This is a genomic window from Dellaglioa kimchii (genome assembly GCF_046115505.1).
Lineage (GTDB): Bacteria > Bacillota > Bacilli > Lactobacillales > Lactobacillaceae > Dellaglioa > Dellaglioa kimchii.
In genome coordinates, this window is the sequence record NZ_CP170736.1 from 107,233 (window position 1) to 123,865 (window position 16,633).

The following is a 16,633-nucleotide window of genomic DNA, read 5'->3' on the forward strand; positions in this document are numbered from 1 at the left end:
ATTCCATTTTTTTAAAAAAGTGTTAACTTTAAAGAAGACATAAAATAATTGGAGGAACTGCTGACCATGGGCAATAACTATAAGAGTGTTTTTGATATTATTGGACCTGTTATGATCGGACCATCTAGTTCACATACAGCTGGTGCCGCTAAAATCGGTAAGGTTGGATTTCAATTATTTAATGGAAGAATCACTAAATTAAAAGTTCGCTATTATGAATCATTCGCAAAAACACATCGCGGGCACGGGACTGATTTTGCGACCGTTGCTGGGGTATTAGGCTTTGAACCTGATGATGTCCGTTGCCCACAGTCCATCCAGATTGCGGAAAAAATGGGGATTGAGATTCAGTTTATTGAAGATGTACACCCAAGTCCAATTAACCATCCCAATAGTGTTAAATTAACGCTTGAAAATGAGACGAAAAAAATCGAATTAATGGGTTGTTCAATTGGTGGTGGCACAATTGAAATTAGAGCTTTCACGCTAAAAAAACAACAATTTTTTCCAAAAGGTAGTTTACCGATACTAGTGTTGGAAGCTAATCCAGTAAATAAAAATAAAATTCAAAAACAAATCGAAAAAACGACAACTATTGTGATGCAAAGTGAATCTGAGTTAATGCCAGAGGATATTATGTATGAATATGATTTATCCAAGAACATTACTGAGACTGATATTAAGCAACTGCGATTATTAACGCACAATCTCATTTATTTAAAATAGGAGGTTCCATCTTGTATAAAAGTATTGCTGAGTTAGTTTCAACTGCTAATAAAGAACACAAATTAATTTCAGAATTAATGATTGAACAAGAAATGGCGCAATCAAGTGAAACTAGAGACGTTATCATTGAAAAAATGTCAGCTAATCTTGAAGTGATGAAGCAAGCGATTGAAAAGGGATCAAATGGTGAAGGCGTTTCTTCAGCAACGGGATTAACGGGTGGAGATGCGGTCTTACTACGGAAATATCGTGAGAAAGGGCACTCTTTATCTGGAGATGCTAACTTAGAGGCGATGCAATATGCAATTGCGACTAATGAAGTCAATGCTTCGATGGGACTTATTTGTGCGACACCGACTGCAGGTTCATCTGGAACGTTGCCTGGGGTTATTTTCATGATACAAAAACGATTAAATTTATCACATGAAAAGATGTTACAAGCTTTATTTACGTCAAGTGCCTTTGGAATGATCGTGGCAAATAATGCCATGATTGCCGGAGCGACTGGTGGCTGTCAGGCAGAAGTTGGCAGTGCATCAGCAATGGCAGCAGCTGCCGCCGTTGAGGTTACTGGTGGAACGCCGGAACAATGTGCAGAGGCTTTTGCGATGGGACTTAGTAATTTATTGGGACTGGTTTGTGATCCAGTTGCTGGATTAGTTGAAATTCCATGTATCAAGCGAAATGCTATAGGAGCTGTGAATGCTTTAACAGCAGCAGATATGGCACTTGCTGGATTATCTAACAAAGTACCAGCTGATGAAGTTATTATGGCTATGAAAGACATTGGCGAACGTATGCCGAGCTCACTTAGAGAAACTGGGATTGGTGGATTAGCTAGTACACCAACGGGCCAAGCAATTAAAATGAAAATATTTGGTGAAATGATATAGGGTTGGAAACAACTCTTTTTTTGTGCGCAGATACAAAAGAAACACCAGGTATGTTATAATAATTATAGTAGATTTGGAGGAATTAATATGACAGATACGTTAGAGCTAGTTGTAATTACAGGGATGAGTGGGGCCGGTAAGACGGTCGCAATGCAAAGTTTTGAAGATTTAGGTTATTTTTGTATTGATAACTTACCACCAACTTTATTACCTAAGTTCTGGGAGTTGGTAAAAGAGTCAGGTAAAATTTCAAAAATTGCCCTTGTCATGGATTTAAGATCAAGAGCTTTTTATGATGAAATTATCGAAATGTTATCAGGATTTGATAACACTGAATTTGTAACCACTAAAATTGTCTTTCTTGACGCATCAGATGCAGAATTAGTTTCTCGTTACAAAGAAACAAGACGTGCGCATCCGTTAGCAATGGAAGGCCGTCTGATGGATGGCATTGAAAAAGAACGTGATTTGCTAAATGATATTAAAACACAGGCACAATTAGTGATTAATACGACTAATTTGTCACCACGTCAGTTACGTGAAGAGATTTTTCATAATTTTGAAACCAGAGAAACAGCTAATTTTCATGTTGAAGTCTTATCATTCGGATTTAAATATGGCTTACCTATCGATGCAGATATCGTGATGGATGTTCGTTTCTTACCTAACCCACACTATATTCCAGAATTAAAACCACAAACTGGCTTAGATAAGGCTGTTTATGATTATGTGATGAAACAACCAGCTACAGAAGGTTTTTATACCAAATTTGAATCGTTAATTGAGTCAATTTTACCTGGCTACGAAGGTGAAGGTAAAACCAATTTAACGATTGCAATTGGCTGTACTGGTGGACAACATCGCTCAGTTGCCTTAGCTAAAAGATTGAGTGAAGAATTGAAAATTAACTATCCGGTGAACGTTACACACCGAGATATTAATAAAAGTAAAGAATCGGTCAATCGATCATGACAAGAAGTGGACATAGACCTAAGATTGTTGTCATTGGTGGTGGAACAGGGCTACCCGTTATTTTAAAAAGCTTAAGAGATAAAAATGCTGATATCACAGCGATTGTAACGGTTGCTGATGATGGTGGTTCGTCAGGTATTATCAGAGATTACGTTAATGTTGTGCCGCCTGGTGATATTCGTAATGTTATTGCCGCATTATCTGAGTTACCAGAAATATATTTAGATATATTCCAGTATCGGTTTGATACGTCCGATCGATTTTTTGCAGGACATGCGATTGGTAATTTAATTATTGCAGCACTAACTGAAATGAAAAATGGTGTTTTTGCTTCAGTCCAAGAATTATCAGAAATGATGAGAGTTGATGGTCATGTCTATCCCGTTGCGGATGAACCGTTAGTATTAAATGCAGAATTTTCTGATGGCACTTTTTTAGCGGGCGAAGCAGAAATAACGGCCGCTAGAAAATCAATTAAGCGTGTTTGGGTAACCTCAAGTGAAAAAAGTGAAACTAGTGTGCCAGAAGCTGTACCAGAAGTTGTTCAAGCTATTCTTGAAGCAGACCAAATTGTCCTCGGACCTGGGAGCTTGTTCACAAGTATTTTGCCTAATTTAGTTATTGGTAATGTGGGTAAGGCACTGTCTGAAACAAAAGCAGAAGTTGTTTATATCTGTAATATTATGACGCAAAAGGGTGAAACAGAACATTTTACTGATGCTGATCATGTGCGTATTTTGAATGGGCATCTAGGTAAATGTTTTGTGAACACAGTGCTTGTGAATACGGCACCGGTCCCTGAAGGTTATATGGATAAAGAAAAATACGATGAGAATTTAATTCAAGTTGAACATGATTTTAATGGATTGAGAGAACAACATTGTCGAGTGATTTCATCTAACTTCTTAAAATTAAAAGATCAAGGTGTCTTCCATGATGGCAATAAAGTCGTTGAAGAATTAATCCGGTTAGTTGGTCGACCAAATCGCGAATTAAGACATAGAAAGACTATTTAGCACAGAGATAAGGTGAGAGAATGTCATATGCAAGTGAAGTAAAAAAAGAATTAACGACCCTCAAAGTCAGAAAAAATAATGCTAAAGCAGAGTTAATGGCGTTAATTAGAATGAATGGGTCTTTGAGTATTATTAATCATCAATTTGTTTTAAATGTTCAGACTGAAAATCCCGCAATTGCGAGACGGATTTATGAACTTTTAAATGAATTTTATGACATTACAAGTGAACTATTAGTTCGTCGTAAAATGAAATTAAAGAAAAATAATATTTATATTGTACGTTTAAAAACAGGTAGTGATTTTGTTTTAAAAGACTTGGATATCATTGAAGATATGCAACTTAAAATGGGTGTACCAATGGATCTGTTGGCCCATGATGATATGATGATGCGTTCATATTTACGTGGGGCATTTTTGGCAGGTGGGTCTGTTAATAACCCTGAAACAAGCCGTTATCATTTGGAAATTTATTCAGTCTATGAAGAACATAATCAAACAATTTGTGAAATGATTAATAAATTTGGATTCAACGCTAGAATGACTGAACGTCGAAGTGGTTATATCGTTTATTTAAAAGAAGCAGAAAAAATTGCTGATTTCTTGTCATTAATTGGCGCAACAACGGCCATGTTGAAGTTTGAAGATATTAGAATTGTCCGTGATATGCGTAATTCAGTTAATCGCATGGTTAATTGCGAAACAGCTAATATGAATAAAGTGGCGGATGCTGCGAATAAACAAATTGCTAACATTGAGTTTATCGCGCACTCCGTTGGCTTAGGACAATTACCTTCTAAATTAAAAGAAGTTGCTGAAACACGTTTGGTTCATCAAGAAGTTAGTTTGAAAGAATTAGGCGATTTAGTACCGGGTGGCCCAATTTCCAAATCTGGGATTAATCATCGACTACGAAAAATTAACGAATTTGCTGAGAAAGTTCGAATTGGCGAAAAATAAATGAGATTTTAAAGAGGTGAGATAGCATGATAACATTTAAATATGATACGCAGCTACTAATAGAAGGTAGTACATTAGACGAAGACCAATTGAACGATGAGATTTTACGTCAGTTTAAAGGTGATAGTTTACTTGTTGCGGGAGATTCTGATTTAATGAAACTGCATTTCCATACAAATGCGCCATGGGAAATATTAGAATATTGTGCTGGACTTGGAGAAATCTTTGATGTCGTTGTTGAAGATATGGTCAGACAATCTAAAGGATTAAAAGGTTAACCAAATAAAATACGCATATAATTGATAGCTTTTATCTTAGCTATTAATTATATGCGTATTTTTTATTTATCTAAATATGATTTTAAGGTAGCTAAATCCATTGATTCATCAAAGATATGGTCGTCAACGATAACGGTTGGAACAAATTGAATATTTGCAGCGTTAGCTTCAGCGATAATTGTGTTAATGTAAGTTTTATCAGAAACGTCAGTTAAACTAAAGGTCTTTTCCATATAGGCAGCAACCTCATCTAGTGTTAAGTCTTTCCACGTATCTTGCGTTTTAAATAATTCAGTTATTAAATCGTAAGATTCTTGCGGATTATCTAAAGGAAGATAATGATGAGCAACATTACCACGTTGTAAGGATTCTTTTTCTTTATCAAAAAGTTTGATGACACGTTTTACACGTCCGTCTGCAACATAAGAATCTAAAGTCTCTTTAGATTTTTCGAACCATTCTTTTGAGTAGGGGCAACGTAGGTTAATAAACTCAACAATTGTTTTTGGCGCGTCAGAGTTACCAATCACAAGTCCAAAGTCCCGATTTACTTTTGAAACATCAATAATTGAAATATCCATTTTTATCAGTCCAGTCTTCATTTATTAGCGTCAGTATAGCATAAGACGGGTTCATCTGAATAATTATCCGCTCAAAAAAGGACACTAACAAAAGTTAACTTGTTAGTGTCCTTAAACGTTAAAGCTTATTTAAGCCCTTTTTTGTTAGTCATAATTTTATCAATCAAACCGTATTCTTTTGCTTGATCAGCAGTCATAAAGTTATCACGATCTGTATCTTTATCGATAACTTTAATATCTTGACCAGTTGCATCAGCTAAAATTTGGTTAATCAATGTTCTTGTTTTCAAGATATGTGCAGCAGCAATTTCAATTTCTGTTGCTTGACCTTGAGCGCCACCAAGTGGTTGGTGAATCATAATTTCTGAGTTAGGTAATGCAAAACGTTTACCCTTTGTACCAGCAGTTGCCAATACACTGGCCATTGAAGCAGCCATACCCATAACGATTGTTTGAACATCAGCATTGATGAAGTTCATTGTATCGTAGATAGCTAAACCGGCTGAAACAGAACCACCGGGTGAGTTAATGTAAATTGAAATATCTTTTTCTGAGTCTTGAGCGTCTAAGAAAAGTAATTGAGCGATAATAGCATTTGCCATATCATCATTAACTTCGCCAGATAACATAATGATTCTGTCTTTTAAAAGACGAGAGTAGATATCATAGGCACGTTCGCCACCGGCAGATTGTTCGATAACTGTAGGAACCATATTCATAGTTAGAAACCTCCGAATTTATTATTATTTACTTTTTTTATATTAGCATTTGAACTAATGTAATGCTAGTTTAAACCCTTGGTCAAAAAAGGTCAAATAAAAGAAACTAAATTTATTCTTTAGTTTCTTTTAAAATAATCGCATCTGATGATCTTGTTTTTGAACCATAGAGTAGGTTCCCTGATAAATGACGGACCAAGTAGCCAGAATAAGATACTGAAAGGGCTACAGGCGGTTTAATGGGTGTTACAGAATGTTGCGTTGAAACAAAAGCGATTGGTGATTTATCTGTTACTTTTTTCTTAACCTTACGCGGTTTTTGTTTTTTAGGTGCCGAAACCTTAGGGGACACAGGTTCTGCATTTTTTCTGGGATCCATTGGATTCACAGGAGCTACACGAGAATCTTCACTATCGCTTCGCGGTGTTGCTTTAATTTGTTTGGGTACATACATGGATAAAATGAACAAGTTAGCTACGATTGAGGCTAAAGAAATTCTAGTTAGGCGGGATGTTCTAAACTTTTTATGCATTAGTGTTATCCTCCTGACTATCTGTTCGAATATCAACAACCATATTAGCAAATATCTCCCAATCAGAAGCTAATGGTGGACTATTCCAGATTAGGTAGCGGCTGGGGACATCTGCCATTAAAAAGTCAGAAAGGTAAATATCGGTTTGATCTGTTAATTTGTAGTTAACTTCCAAATTAAAGAAGGGCATTGAATCAAGATTTTTGTGAATTAAATCATTGTAGTTACTTCCTTTTGAAAAATCAATTGTTATATGCACCGGTTTTGAAACGGTTGGTAAATCAATATAACGAATGAATAGGAAAAGGTATTCTGATTTTAAACGACCCATGTTAATATTTTTTTCTTTAAAAATATCCGGTACATTCGTTGTTAAATTAGTTATTAATTGGTCAACGAAGATATAAAACCAACTATAATTTTCTTTTAAAATAGTATTATCTACGGCAACTTGCCAACTGAAATCAATTTGAGCACTATGGTAACTAGAAAAATGAATACGAGATAATTCGTCAAATAGTGTCATATAACTTTGTTCACTTAATGTGATATCAAAGAACTTTTGTAAGTCTTTAATAACAAAATTATTGAGTGATTCAATTTGTGAAAAGAAAGGTGAGTTATTAAATGTGACGTCAACAATGTCTTCCATATAAAGGAAATTTAAAATAAATACTGTTTCAATTGATAACTGTTCATCCGTAAGTCCGTTAATACCTGGATTTTCTTGAAGGCAATCTTGAATATCGGACATAATTGATTCTGAATTAGCAAAATTAACATCAGCAAAACGATTAGTATCATTTCGATTGGAAGATAAACTTTGTATGAGAACCGCTGAAAAATACTTTAGTTTCAATAATTGTATTTGTGTGAGATCAAGATTTAAGCTAGAAATTAATTGGTTAGAAAATAAACTAGAATTACGATCAATTTCTTCATTAAATGGGAAGTTGTAGTTCTTATAGACAGCTAAATAAAGATTATAAAAAAATAAACGAATATTTTCTTCAGGACCTACTAATTGAAAGTTTTTAGTGGTTTTAAAGCCTAATTTTTGTAACATATCATCTAAAAATTTCTTAGTTCGATAGCCAGTTGCTTCACTTAAAAATAACGACTCGGTGAAGGATTCTATACTAAAATTAGGGTTAGTAAATAGCGCATTCAGCATCAAAAATTGAGGTGACTGCTTAGCGTATAGAAGTAATAGGTGATCAATGGAATCTAAGCCATTTTTTTGTAGACTGACTTTGTTATTGCTAACTTTTAATAAATAGTAATCGTCTAATCCTTCAGTGACAAGATCTTCTTCTAAAGATTTAATTGTTGTTGCTGTATAATATTTTGACCATTTAAAATGTTTTTGAATGTCTGTTTGCGAAGCAGATTGGTCATAAGTATTCTCAAGATAAGAAAATAATTCTAACTTACGAATATCATCTTTGTTAAATATAAAGTCCATTTATCGCGATTCCTCCTCATTAAAGAGTATGTACTGTCCATTATAGGGGAATTTACAACGATTTGCATTTAAATCTAGAATCAATAATTATCATATTTTTAAAAAAATTGACAAAAGTGGTGATATAAAATAACATGTCATTAATATATGTATTCAAATTATAGGAATAACAGAAGAGTAATTTTTTTAGACAGGGAGAGGGAAATCTTTATGAATAAAATAGTATTAAGCGCCTTTGTAACACTATTAGGTCTCTATATGACTGCATCTGAGGCAACGATTCAAGCGGCGAAAACTAATCGTGGTAGTGCGCAATCTGATTTGTCTATGGATTTTCAATCTGGAGCAACAACAGTCGATTTTGCTTCTTCCCTTAGTTTCAATACAACTAAAATTGATTCGAATGATAAAAAAAGTTATGCCAAAGCACAAGATATGACAACAGGGGCTAGCACGCCCAATTATGTTCAAGTTTCAAACTTTAGCGGAACTGAAAATGGTTGGGTACTTGAAGCTAAACAGAGTCGCCAATTTGAATCTGAAGATACGCATAAATCGTTAACGGGTGCCTATCTCAGTTTCAGTAATGGTGAACTTGTTTCTATTTCTGCGGATAAAAAACCTGGATTTTATAAGAAAAATTTTGATTTGTCTGTAGGGGCTAATAAAGTAGTCGTTGCCGCAAAAGGTGATGAAGGATATGGCACTTGGGTTTACCGTTTTGGGAATGGGGCAACTAAAGGAAATAGTATCGCTTTGAATATTCCCCGCGAGGCAACTAAGATGACGGATGTCTATCGTAGTGAAATCACATGGTCATTAAATGATGTGCCATCAAATGAATAATAATGAAATGATAACCACAACGTTTATTAAAAGATTCGGCTATTTATTTTTATTCAGCATTTTATTTTTATTCGGAGTGGGCATTAAGCAGGTTAATGCCAGCCAAGTTGACTTTTCTGTCCAACCTATGACATCTGACTATCAATTAGATAAGAAAAAAACTTATTTTGATTTAAAAGCAGCACCAGGAACTAAAACACAGCTGAAAATTAAGGTAGCTAATCTTATTGATAGATCATTAACATTTAAAGTCCTTATTAGAGATGCAACAACAAACTATAATGGGGTTGTGGAGTACGCGGAATCACAAAGTAAAGTATTGTCCCAACAGCCGTTTTCAGTGGTAAAAGCAGTTACAGTTAATCAAAATAGGATAACTGTTCCTGCAAAAAGTGAAAAAATAGTTACTTTGGATGTTGCGTTACCCAATACGACTTTTGCAGGTGTCGTTGCGGGTGGTATATCGGTGATTGAAGACAATGATGCTCAGTCTCAAACAAAGTCAGAACGAGCGGTTATTGATAATCGCTATTTATATACGACTGCGGTAATATTCCATGGAGAACAACCTGTAACTAGCGCACAAGTAAAATTAAAAACGGTTGATATCACACAAATTAATGCACGTAATGTGATTGCTGCGAGATTTGAAAATCAGAGCGCTATGTTTTTAAATAAAGTTCAAATAAATACACAAGTCAGACGGTTAGGTAGTTCGAAAGTATTATACCGAGCAAGTAATAAGGACATGCAAATTGCCCCAACCAGTGCGGTTACTTTTCCAATTCCATTAGCTGCTGGTGAATTACTAAAAAGTGGTACCTATGAACTTAGTGCAGAGATGATTTCTAAAAATCAAGCATGGTATTTTAAACAGAAATTCATGGTAAGTGGATCAAAAGCAAGAATATTGAATGAGAAGGATATTACAATCGATCAAACGAATTACTGGATCTATTGGATATTACTCTTGTTCTTACTGATAATCGTTAATGTTTTCGTTATATTATGGATTAATCGAAGATTAAAAAGAAAGTACCAACAAAAAAATTAAAAGATTTAAATGAAAAGTTATTAACTAAGGGTTGTTGTCCTTTAAGTAATAACTTTTTTTATTTTCAAATATTTTAAAAAAAGGGAAAAAATAGATTTAACATCGTGCACCATTGAAGATACAATGTGTACATAATAATTGTAAATGTAGCATATACATATTGTATCTTCACTTTACTAAAAGTTAATGGAAATTGTTAGAAAAATAGGGGATGACAATGACTTAACGATATGAAAGTAAGATCAAATAAATAAGATAATTAAGTGTTAGAGAGGGATAAAAGATGAGAGAACATAACAGTAAAAAAAAAGAATGGATTTCAGCAACACTTATGACAAGTGCCATTTTTGCAGGATTGTTTGCTGGGGGGGGCAGTCATAGGGAACCTAGTGTATTTGCTCAAACGGACGAGAGCAGTATGTTAAGTGAATCATCAGATAAAGCCGCAAGCGAATCAGGAAAAAAAGCGATATCAAGTTACTTTTTAAAGACTAAATCAATCACAATAAAAAAAAGTGAATCAAAAATAAAAGCTAAACCGTCAGCAAAAGCTAAACTAAGTACTAGAGCAGCTGGGTACGTTGGACCAGCAAACGATGTAATACCTCAAAGTTCATGGGATACAACAAAAGATTATGCAGCGGAGTCAGCAACGGCGTTTGTTTCACAATCTGGGAGGACTGATAGACCTGATGACCCAGTTATGTATTTTGGAAATAGCATTGAACCATTTCAGCCTAGTGAACTAACTAATAATAATGATGCTGATAGTAATAATCTATCATCTTGGTCACATACGTATACTACCGGAAAGAATCCACGACCTTCAATTATACATGGGCTAATTAGAGATAACCAAATGGCTCGAAAGTATAGAGCAAACGAATCTGACCCAGTGATGGCTTTTTCTGGTATTGAGGGTGGTATTCGAGATAAGTCAATTACTGATTATCATCTTTATAAAAATCACACAAATACCGGATTTAAGGCAACTATGTATGATACTAGTTACAAGGTTAGTTACACTTTTGAGTCAGTCTATAGTAATAGGGGTGGTGTCTACCGCTATTTTAGTATTACAAATAATGATTCAGTTCAACACCAAATTGGCGCTATGGAAGTGAATGATACTTATGTAGATTCTGATAAAGTAAGATTATATAGTCTTGGGCCTAATGCTGGATTTAACATGCTCGGGACTGAGTTTGGTGGCATTCATTCTTTAAGTCTACGATTAAATGATCCTGTAACTGAAGCTAGATTAGGTGGATGGACAAATTATACAGCTGGCCTTCAAACTCGGATTATGGATTCTGGAAATCTACCTTATTACTTTACTGGAACAACCGGATTAACGGGAACTGGGAAAGAAAGTCTGGCAGCAGGTAAAGATATATCAGTTGTTAATATTAAAGATCCTGGGCTTATGCCAGCTTACAGTAATAATGCGTATGCTATGAAGGCTAATGCAGTGGCATTAGTACCAGGTGCAACACTTGTTAATGGGTCATATCTCACTTATAAGCAAGGGACACCTAGTGCTGCTCCTGTCGCAACCGTTAAAACGGCAACAATAAATGGTTATAGTGATCAAAAAAGTGTCGTAATTACGGGATCTGTTTCTGATGCAGATGATACAAAAGGTAACATTGAAATCGGGTATCCTGATGGAACATCAGAAAAGACGCCTTATGACACTAAACAAGCTTATTCAGCCCCAGTTGATATGTCTAGATTGAGTCCAGGTAAGAATGAACTATTAGTTACGGCAATTGATCCAGGTAATAACCGTCAAGAAAAACCAGTTACTGTAACTGTTAATGTATTTAAGTTAGGTGCAACTGCTATTCCACAAACGATTGCGGCTGGCGATACAGTTAAGACAGGTGAAACAGACTTAATTAATAATTTAACAATTATTAATCAACCAACAGTTAATGCACATACCTTAAAAATAGATACAACAAATCCATCAGGTAAGCCACTTATTAATACAAAGGCGGGCTATTACATTCAAGATATGCTTTTAACAGATACAGTCGTTAAGCCAAATGAGATTGCAAAAGTAGCTGTACCCGTTACTGTAACTGATAGTGATACTGCATTTGACAAAACTTCAGCTCTCTATGCCAAGGGATTTGACGTGAAACAAGTAGATATTCAAAAATTAACAACTACTGAGTTGAATACATTCATTCTAAAGACTAGTGAAGCGAAGAGTTGGTTGGTAACTACCGGTGCTGAATCAAAAGTAAGCGTTGCGTCAACAACGCTTAAACCAACTTCAATTGTTGGCAGTTATCAAGCAGTTATTAAAAATTCAAATGGTTTAACAAAAACAATTAATATAGGAGTTACAGGTGGGTTAAAAATTACATCAGCACCTACCGCAACTGACTATGGTTCTTCCAGTGGCGTGATGTTACCTTACAGCGGAGAAAATTTTGAGCTCCAACGTAGTGATTCTAGTACCAATAGCAGTGTGGATATTTCTAATACAGGTAAACAAGCTTGGACGTTAACTGCTCGACTTACAAAACCGTTAACAAATAGTAATAATGATAAATTAACTGGTATTTTCGAGTATGTCAATTCAGCTAATGGTGTACAAGATATAGAATCAAATAGTGCAGAAGTTGGTTCAGGTCAATCTGAGGCAACTCAAGAAGTCCGTTGGGATAAAGACAAAGGAATTATCGCTCAACTTAACGGAGGTAATACCTCACTTAAAGCTGGAGCCTATACTGGGGAAATAACGTGGACACTAGAGGATACGCCTTAATATTTAAGTTTCTAGTTTAATCGTAAATGATTGGAATATTTTCAGCGGATTAATGATGAATTAACTAACAATCCAAAACGATAGTAAATCCATATCAATACTGTTAAGTATTGATATGGATTTTTTTAATAAAAATTAATGATAACTAAATTTTATTCGTATTTTAGTGTCTTAATAACTTTCGTTTTATGATGAGATAAAACTTATGAACAATTATGATTTATTTAATTTTCAAATATTTTAAAAAAAACAAAAAATTTGATTTAACATCGTACACCATTGAAGATATAATATGTACATGTTAATCGAAGACAAAAAAAGTACAGGTTGAGAGTTAACTTTGCTAAAAGGCGTATTTAATAAAAGTTAATAGAAATTGCTAGATAAATAGCGGATAGTAATGAATTGGCAATAGGTTAGTGAAATCAAATAGACTAAATTAATAAAATAATTAATAAGTTAAAAGTAAGGATTGGGGAGGGCTAAAAAATGAGAGAGTATAAAAACAGAAAAAAAGAATGGGTTTCAGCAACAATCATGACAAGTGCCGTTTTTGCAGGATTGTTGGCTGGGGGGGCCAGTCATAGAGAACCTAATGTGTTTGCTAAAACTGATGAGAGCAGTATGTCAAGCGAATCATCAGATGAAACATCAAGCAAGTTAACGATTAAAGAATCAAGTGAATTAGAAAAAAAGGTCTTATTAAGTGAATCTGTAGAAAATAAATCAAAAATAAAAGCTAAATCATCAGAAAAAACTAAACTAAGTACTAGATCCGTTACGAGAGCAGCTGGATATATTGGACCAACAAAAGATGTATTTCCTGATGATTATTGGGATACAACAAAAGATTATGCAGCGGAGTCAGCAACGGCGTTTGTTTCACAGTCGGGTTCACAGAATAAACCTGGCGAACCTGTATTATATTTTGGAAATAAATATTTTCCTTTTCAAATGAATGAGTTATTAAATAATGATCCCGTCAGTGGCTCTAATAAGCCTGGTTGGGCCTATATGTTTGATACTGGAATAAATCCTGTTCCAAGGAAATCATATGGAATTATTATTAATAATAGTGTCCCAGGTAATCGTGGATACGGGTTGGTATCATCCTATTCATCAATTCCTTATACAATTGAATCTGCAGTTAAAGGTAAGGATATCACTGGATATCAACTTTTTAAAAATAAAACTGGTACTGGATTTAAGGCAATTATGTATGATACAAAGTATAAGTTAAGTTATACGTTTGAGGAAGTTTATGATGCTAGTGGCGGTGTTTATAGCTATTTTAGTATTACTAACAATGACACAACGGCTCGCGCAGTTGGAGCTATTGAGGGCGTCGATACATTTGTTGATGAGGATGCTGTTACCATTGAAAGCTTAGGCCCTGATGAAGGATTCAAAATGGTTGGGTCAGCACATAGTTTAAATTTCAAATTAAATGATCCAAGAAATAATACCAAATTAGGTGGATGGACAAATTACACAGGCGGAGATATACCAAATGTTACGAATACTGGTCATTTAAATAATTATTTCAATGGTGGTGCACTTGGAACTGGAATGGAAAAATCACCACATAATAAAATTATTGCCGTTTCAGATATTAAGAATCCAGATAACCCATTTAAAGGCGATAGTGGGTTCATAATAAAAGCTAATCCGAAAACTTTGGAACCAGGAGGAACACTCGTAACGGGTTCTTATCAAACATATAAGGAAGCTGTTGCACCTGATGCAAGTGTAAAAGAACAAACGATTAATGCTTATACAAGTCAAACTAATAGACCTAAAATTTTAGGAACGGTTTTAGATAAGGATGGCAGTAAAGGTTATATTCAAATTACCTATCCAGATGGGTCAACGTCAGGAACAACAGAGAATGTGTACGACACAGGTAAGGTAGATACTAGTGCTGATTATAGTGCAAACATTGACACTTCTAAATTAAAATTGGGTTCAAATAAGATAATAGTGACAGCTGTTGACGATAGTGAAGTAGAACAGTTAAAACCTGTTACGGTAACAGTTAACCTTTACAAATTAGGTGCAACTGCTATCCCACAAACAATCAAAGTTGGTGATGCGGTTAAGACAGGTGAAACAGACTTAATTAATAATTTAACAATTATTAATCAACCAACAGTTAATGCACATACCTTAAAAATTGATGCAACAAATCCATCAGGCAAGCCACTTATTAATACAAAGGCGGGCTTTTACATCCAAGATATGCTTTTAACAGATACAGTCGTTAAGCCAAATGAAATTGCAAAAGTAGCTGTACCCGTTACTGTAACTGATAGTGATACTGCAACTGATAAAGTCTCTGCCCTTTATGCAAAAGGGTTTGGCGTAAAGCAAGTAGATATTCAAAAATTAACAACTGATGAGTTGACTGCATTAATTATGAAAACTAGTGAAGCTAAAGGCTGGTTGTTAGCAACTGGTGCTGAATCTAAAGTAAGCGTTGATTCAACGACACTTAAGCAAGCTTCAACTGATGGTATCTATCAGGCAGTTATCAAAAATTCGGATGGTTTAAAAAAGACCATCAACATTGAAGTTACAGGTGGATTGAAAATTACAGAAGGACCTGGGGCAACTAATTACGGTTCTTTTTTAGGTGTTACGTTACCTTACAGTGGAGAAGACTTTAAAGTTCAACGTAGTGACCCTGACCCTCATGTTAATAGCGTACAAGTTTCTAACGCGGGTAAACAAGCTTGGACCTTAACAGCTCAACTTACAACACCGTTAACGGAGCACAACGATGCTAATGTTAAGTTAAATGGTGTATTGACATATATAGATGCATCTGGTCAATCACAAGATATAGAATCAAATAGTGCAGAAGTTGGTTCAGGGCAATCTGAGGTAACTCAAGAAGTAAGTTGGGCAAGCGACAAAGGAATTATCGTTCAACTTAATGGAAAGAACCCTTCGCTTAAAGCAGGGGACTATACAGGGGAACTAACATGGACGTTAGCGGATACGCCACATTCATAAACCTTGTTTAATTAATGTTAATCGTTAGCATATTGCTAATATTAAAAACTACCAAAATCTTACGAGGGGAGAAAATACGATGCTAAAAAGAAGTACGATTATGGGGATTCTTTTAGGAAGCATGGTACCTGTTGGTTTCGCCGTAACGCAAGTTTCAGCAAGCGATATAGTGGGCTATCAATCGCATGCGACTATTGAGTTAGTTGGAAGTACTGATGAAACACGACCTGTTAATCCAATTAATCCGACGGATCCGGTAAAACCAGTTAGACCTGTTAATCCGGGGACGCCAGGTCCATTATCGATTGATTACGTTTCGAACTTACAATTCAGTCAACAAAAAATTTCTGGCAAAGATAGTGTTTATTATGCACAACTTGACCAGTTAGCTGATAAGAACGGTAAAGTCGGAGATTATCCAAACTATGTTCAGATAACGGATAACCGTGGGTCAAACGCAGGGTGGAAATTAACCGTTGCACAGACCAATCCATTTATGAATGGTAAAAATAAATTAGATGGAACGGTTATCACGTTGATGAATGGTGTTGTTAATGGTAGTAACCTGCATAGACCAACGGATAGTCAAGCAGCAATTAAGCCAGATGGTAAGGCAGTTACTGTGATGACAGCTAAGTTGGACAATGGTATGGGGACCTGGACGGATCGTTTTGGTAAAGATAATACAGCTGCTCAACAAAGTATTTCATTGTTTGTTCCAGCTGAGTCGAAAAAAGTAGCAGGGGCTTATAAGTCTGAACTAACATGGACTTTGACAGATGCTAAACTATAAAA

The 16,633-nt window shown here is 35.1% G+C and carries 15 protein-coding genes; 11 read left to right on the forward strand and 4 right to left on the reverse strand.

The features are described 5' to 3' along the window. Positions 1–66 precede the first annotated feature (66 nt). From ACE83Q_RS00485 to ACE83Q_RS00510, 6 genes are all read left to right on the forward strand, one after another. Entirely contained in the window at positions 67–726 is a 660-nt protein-coding gene (locus tag ACE83Q_RS00485) for a serine dehydratase beta chain (RefSeq protein WP_409022189.1), read from the forward strand. Between the two features lie 11 nt (positions 727–737). After that, positions 738–1,619: an L-serine ammonia-lyase, iron-sulfur-dependent, subunit alpha gene (gene sdaAA / locus ACE83Q_RS00490; RefSeq protein WP_409022190.1), complete on the forward strand. Its 882-nt coding sequence runs from the start codon at positions 738–740 to the stop codon at positions 1,617–1,619. An 87-nt stretch (positions 1,620–1,706) separates the two neighbouring features. Further along, positions 1,707–2,591: an RNase adapter RapZ gene (rapZ, locus tag ACE83Q_RS00495; protein WP_409022191.1), complete on the forward strand. Its 885-nt coding sequence runs from the start codon at positions 1,707–1,709 to the stop codon at positions 2,589–2,591. Then, a complete protein-coding gene (yvcK, locus tag ACE83Q_RS00500; RefSeq protein ID WP_409022192.1) occupies positions 2,588–3,607 on the forward strand; it encodes a uridine diphosphate-N-acetylglucosamine-binding protein YvcK in 1,020 nt (339 codons plus the stop codon). Before rapZ ends, yvcK begins: the two co-directional genes overlap by 4 nt. 20 nt (positions 3,608–3,627) lie before the next feature. Then, positions 3,628–4,566, forward strand: a complete 939-nt coding sequence (whiA, locus tag ACE83Q_RS00505; RefSeq protein ID WP_409022193.1) for a DNA-binding protein WhiA — start codon at positions 3,628–3,630, stop codon at positions 4,564–4,566. A 26-nt stretch (positions 4,567–4,592) separates the two neighbouring features. After that, entirely contained in the window at positions 4,593–4,844 is a 252-nt protein-coding gene (locus tag ACE83Q_RS00510) for a kinase to dihydroxyacetone kinase (RefSeq protein WP_409022194.1), read from the forward strand. Between the two features lie 62 nt (positions 4,845–4,906). Here the strand turns inward: ACE83Q_RS00510 and ACE83Q_RS00515 are convergent, their stop codons facing one another. The 4 genes from ACE83Q_RS00515 to ACE83Q_RS00530 all read right to left on the reverse strand — a co-directional run bounded on the left by ACE83Q_RS00515 (position 4,907) and on the right by ACE83Q_RS00530 (position 8,141). Continuing rightward, positions 4,907–5,425, reverse strand: coding sequence for a DsbA family protein (locus ACE83Q_RS00515; RefSeq protein ID WP_409022840.1), 519 nt, complete (start codon positions 5,423–5,425; stop codon positions 4,907–4,909). Between the two features lie 125 nt (positions 5,426–5,550). Further along, positions 5,551–6,144 carry an ATP-dependent Clp endopeptidase proteolytic subunit ClpP gene (gene clpP / locus ACE83Q_RS00520; protein ID WP_409022195.1) on the reverse strand — a complete coding sequence of 198 codons (594 nt, stop codon included), beginning with the start codon at positions 6,142–6,144 and terminating at the stop codon, positions 5,551–5,553. 112 nt (positions 6,145–6,256) lie between these two features. After that, positions 6,257–6,676, reverse strand: coding sequence for a hypothetical protein (locus ACE83Q_RS00525; protein WP_409022196.1), 420 nt, complete (start codon positions 6,674–6,676; stop codon positions 6,257–6,259). Next, a complete protein-coding gene (locus tag ACE83Q_RS00530) occupies positions 6,669–8,141 on the reverse strand; it encodes a helix-turn-helix domain-containing protein (protein WP_409022197.1) in 1,473 nt (490 codons plus the stop codon). The genes ACE83Q_RS00525 and ACE83Q_RS00530 overlap by 8 nt, the downstream gene beginning before the upstream one ends. Positions 8,142–8,351: 210 nt before the next feature. Here ACE83Q_RS00530 and ACE83Q_RS00535 point away from each other — a divergent pair, with 210 nt between their 5' ends. The 5 genes from ACE83Q_RS00535 (at position 8,352) to ACE83Q_RS00555 (ending at position 16,631) form a co-directional block, all read left to right on the forward strand. Then, positions 8,352–8,987 (forward strand): WxL domain-containing protein, encoded by a 636-nt coding sequence (locus ACE83Q_RS00535; protein WP_409022198.1) that lies wholly within the window; start codon positions 8,352–8,354, stop codon positions 8,985–8,987. Beyond that, the gene (locus ACE83Q_RS00540) at positions 8,980–10,041 is read left to right on the forward strand and encodes a DUF916 and DUF3324 domain-containing protein (protein WP_409022199.1); all 1,062 of its coding nucleotides are present in this window, start codon (positions 8,980–8,982) and stop codon (positions 10,039–10,041) included. The genes ACE83Q_RS00535 and ACE83Q_RS00540 overlap by 8 nt, the downstream gene beginning before the upstream one ends. Before the next feature lie 283 nt (positions 10,042–10,324). Further along, on the forward strand, positions 10,325–12,823 hold the full coding sequence (locus ACE83Q_RS00545; protein WP_409022200.1) for a hypothetical protein: 2,499 nt from the start codon (positions 10,325–10,327) through the stop codon (positions 12,821–12,823). Positions 12,824–13,312: 489 nt separating this feature from the next. Then, on the forward strand, positions 13,313–15,838 hold the full coding sequence (locus ACE83Q_RS00550; RefSeq protein ID WP_409022201.1) for a hypothetical protein: 2,526 nt from the start codon (positions 13,313–13,315) through the stop codon (positions 15,836–15,838). 79 nt (positions 15,839–15,917) lie between these two features. Further along, entirely contained in the window at positions 15,918–16,631 is a 714-nt protein-coding gene (locus tag ACE83Q_RS00555; RefSeq protein ID WP_409022202.1) for a WxL domain-containing protein, read from the forward strand. Positions 16,632–16,633: the final 2 nt, after the last annotated feature.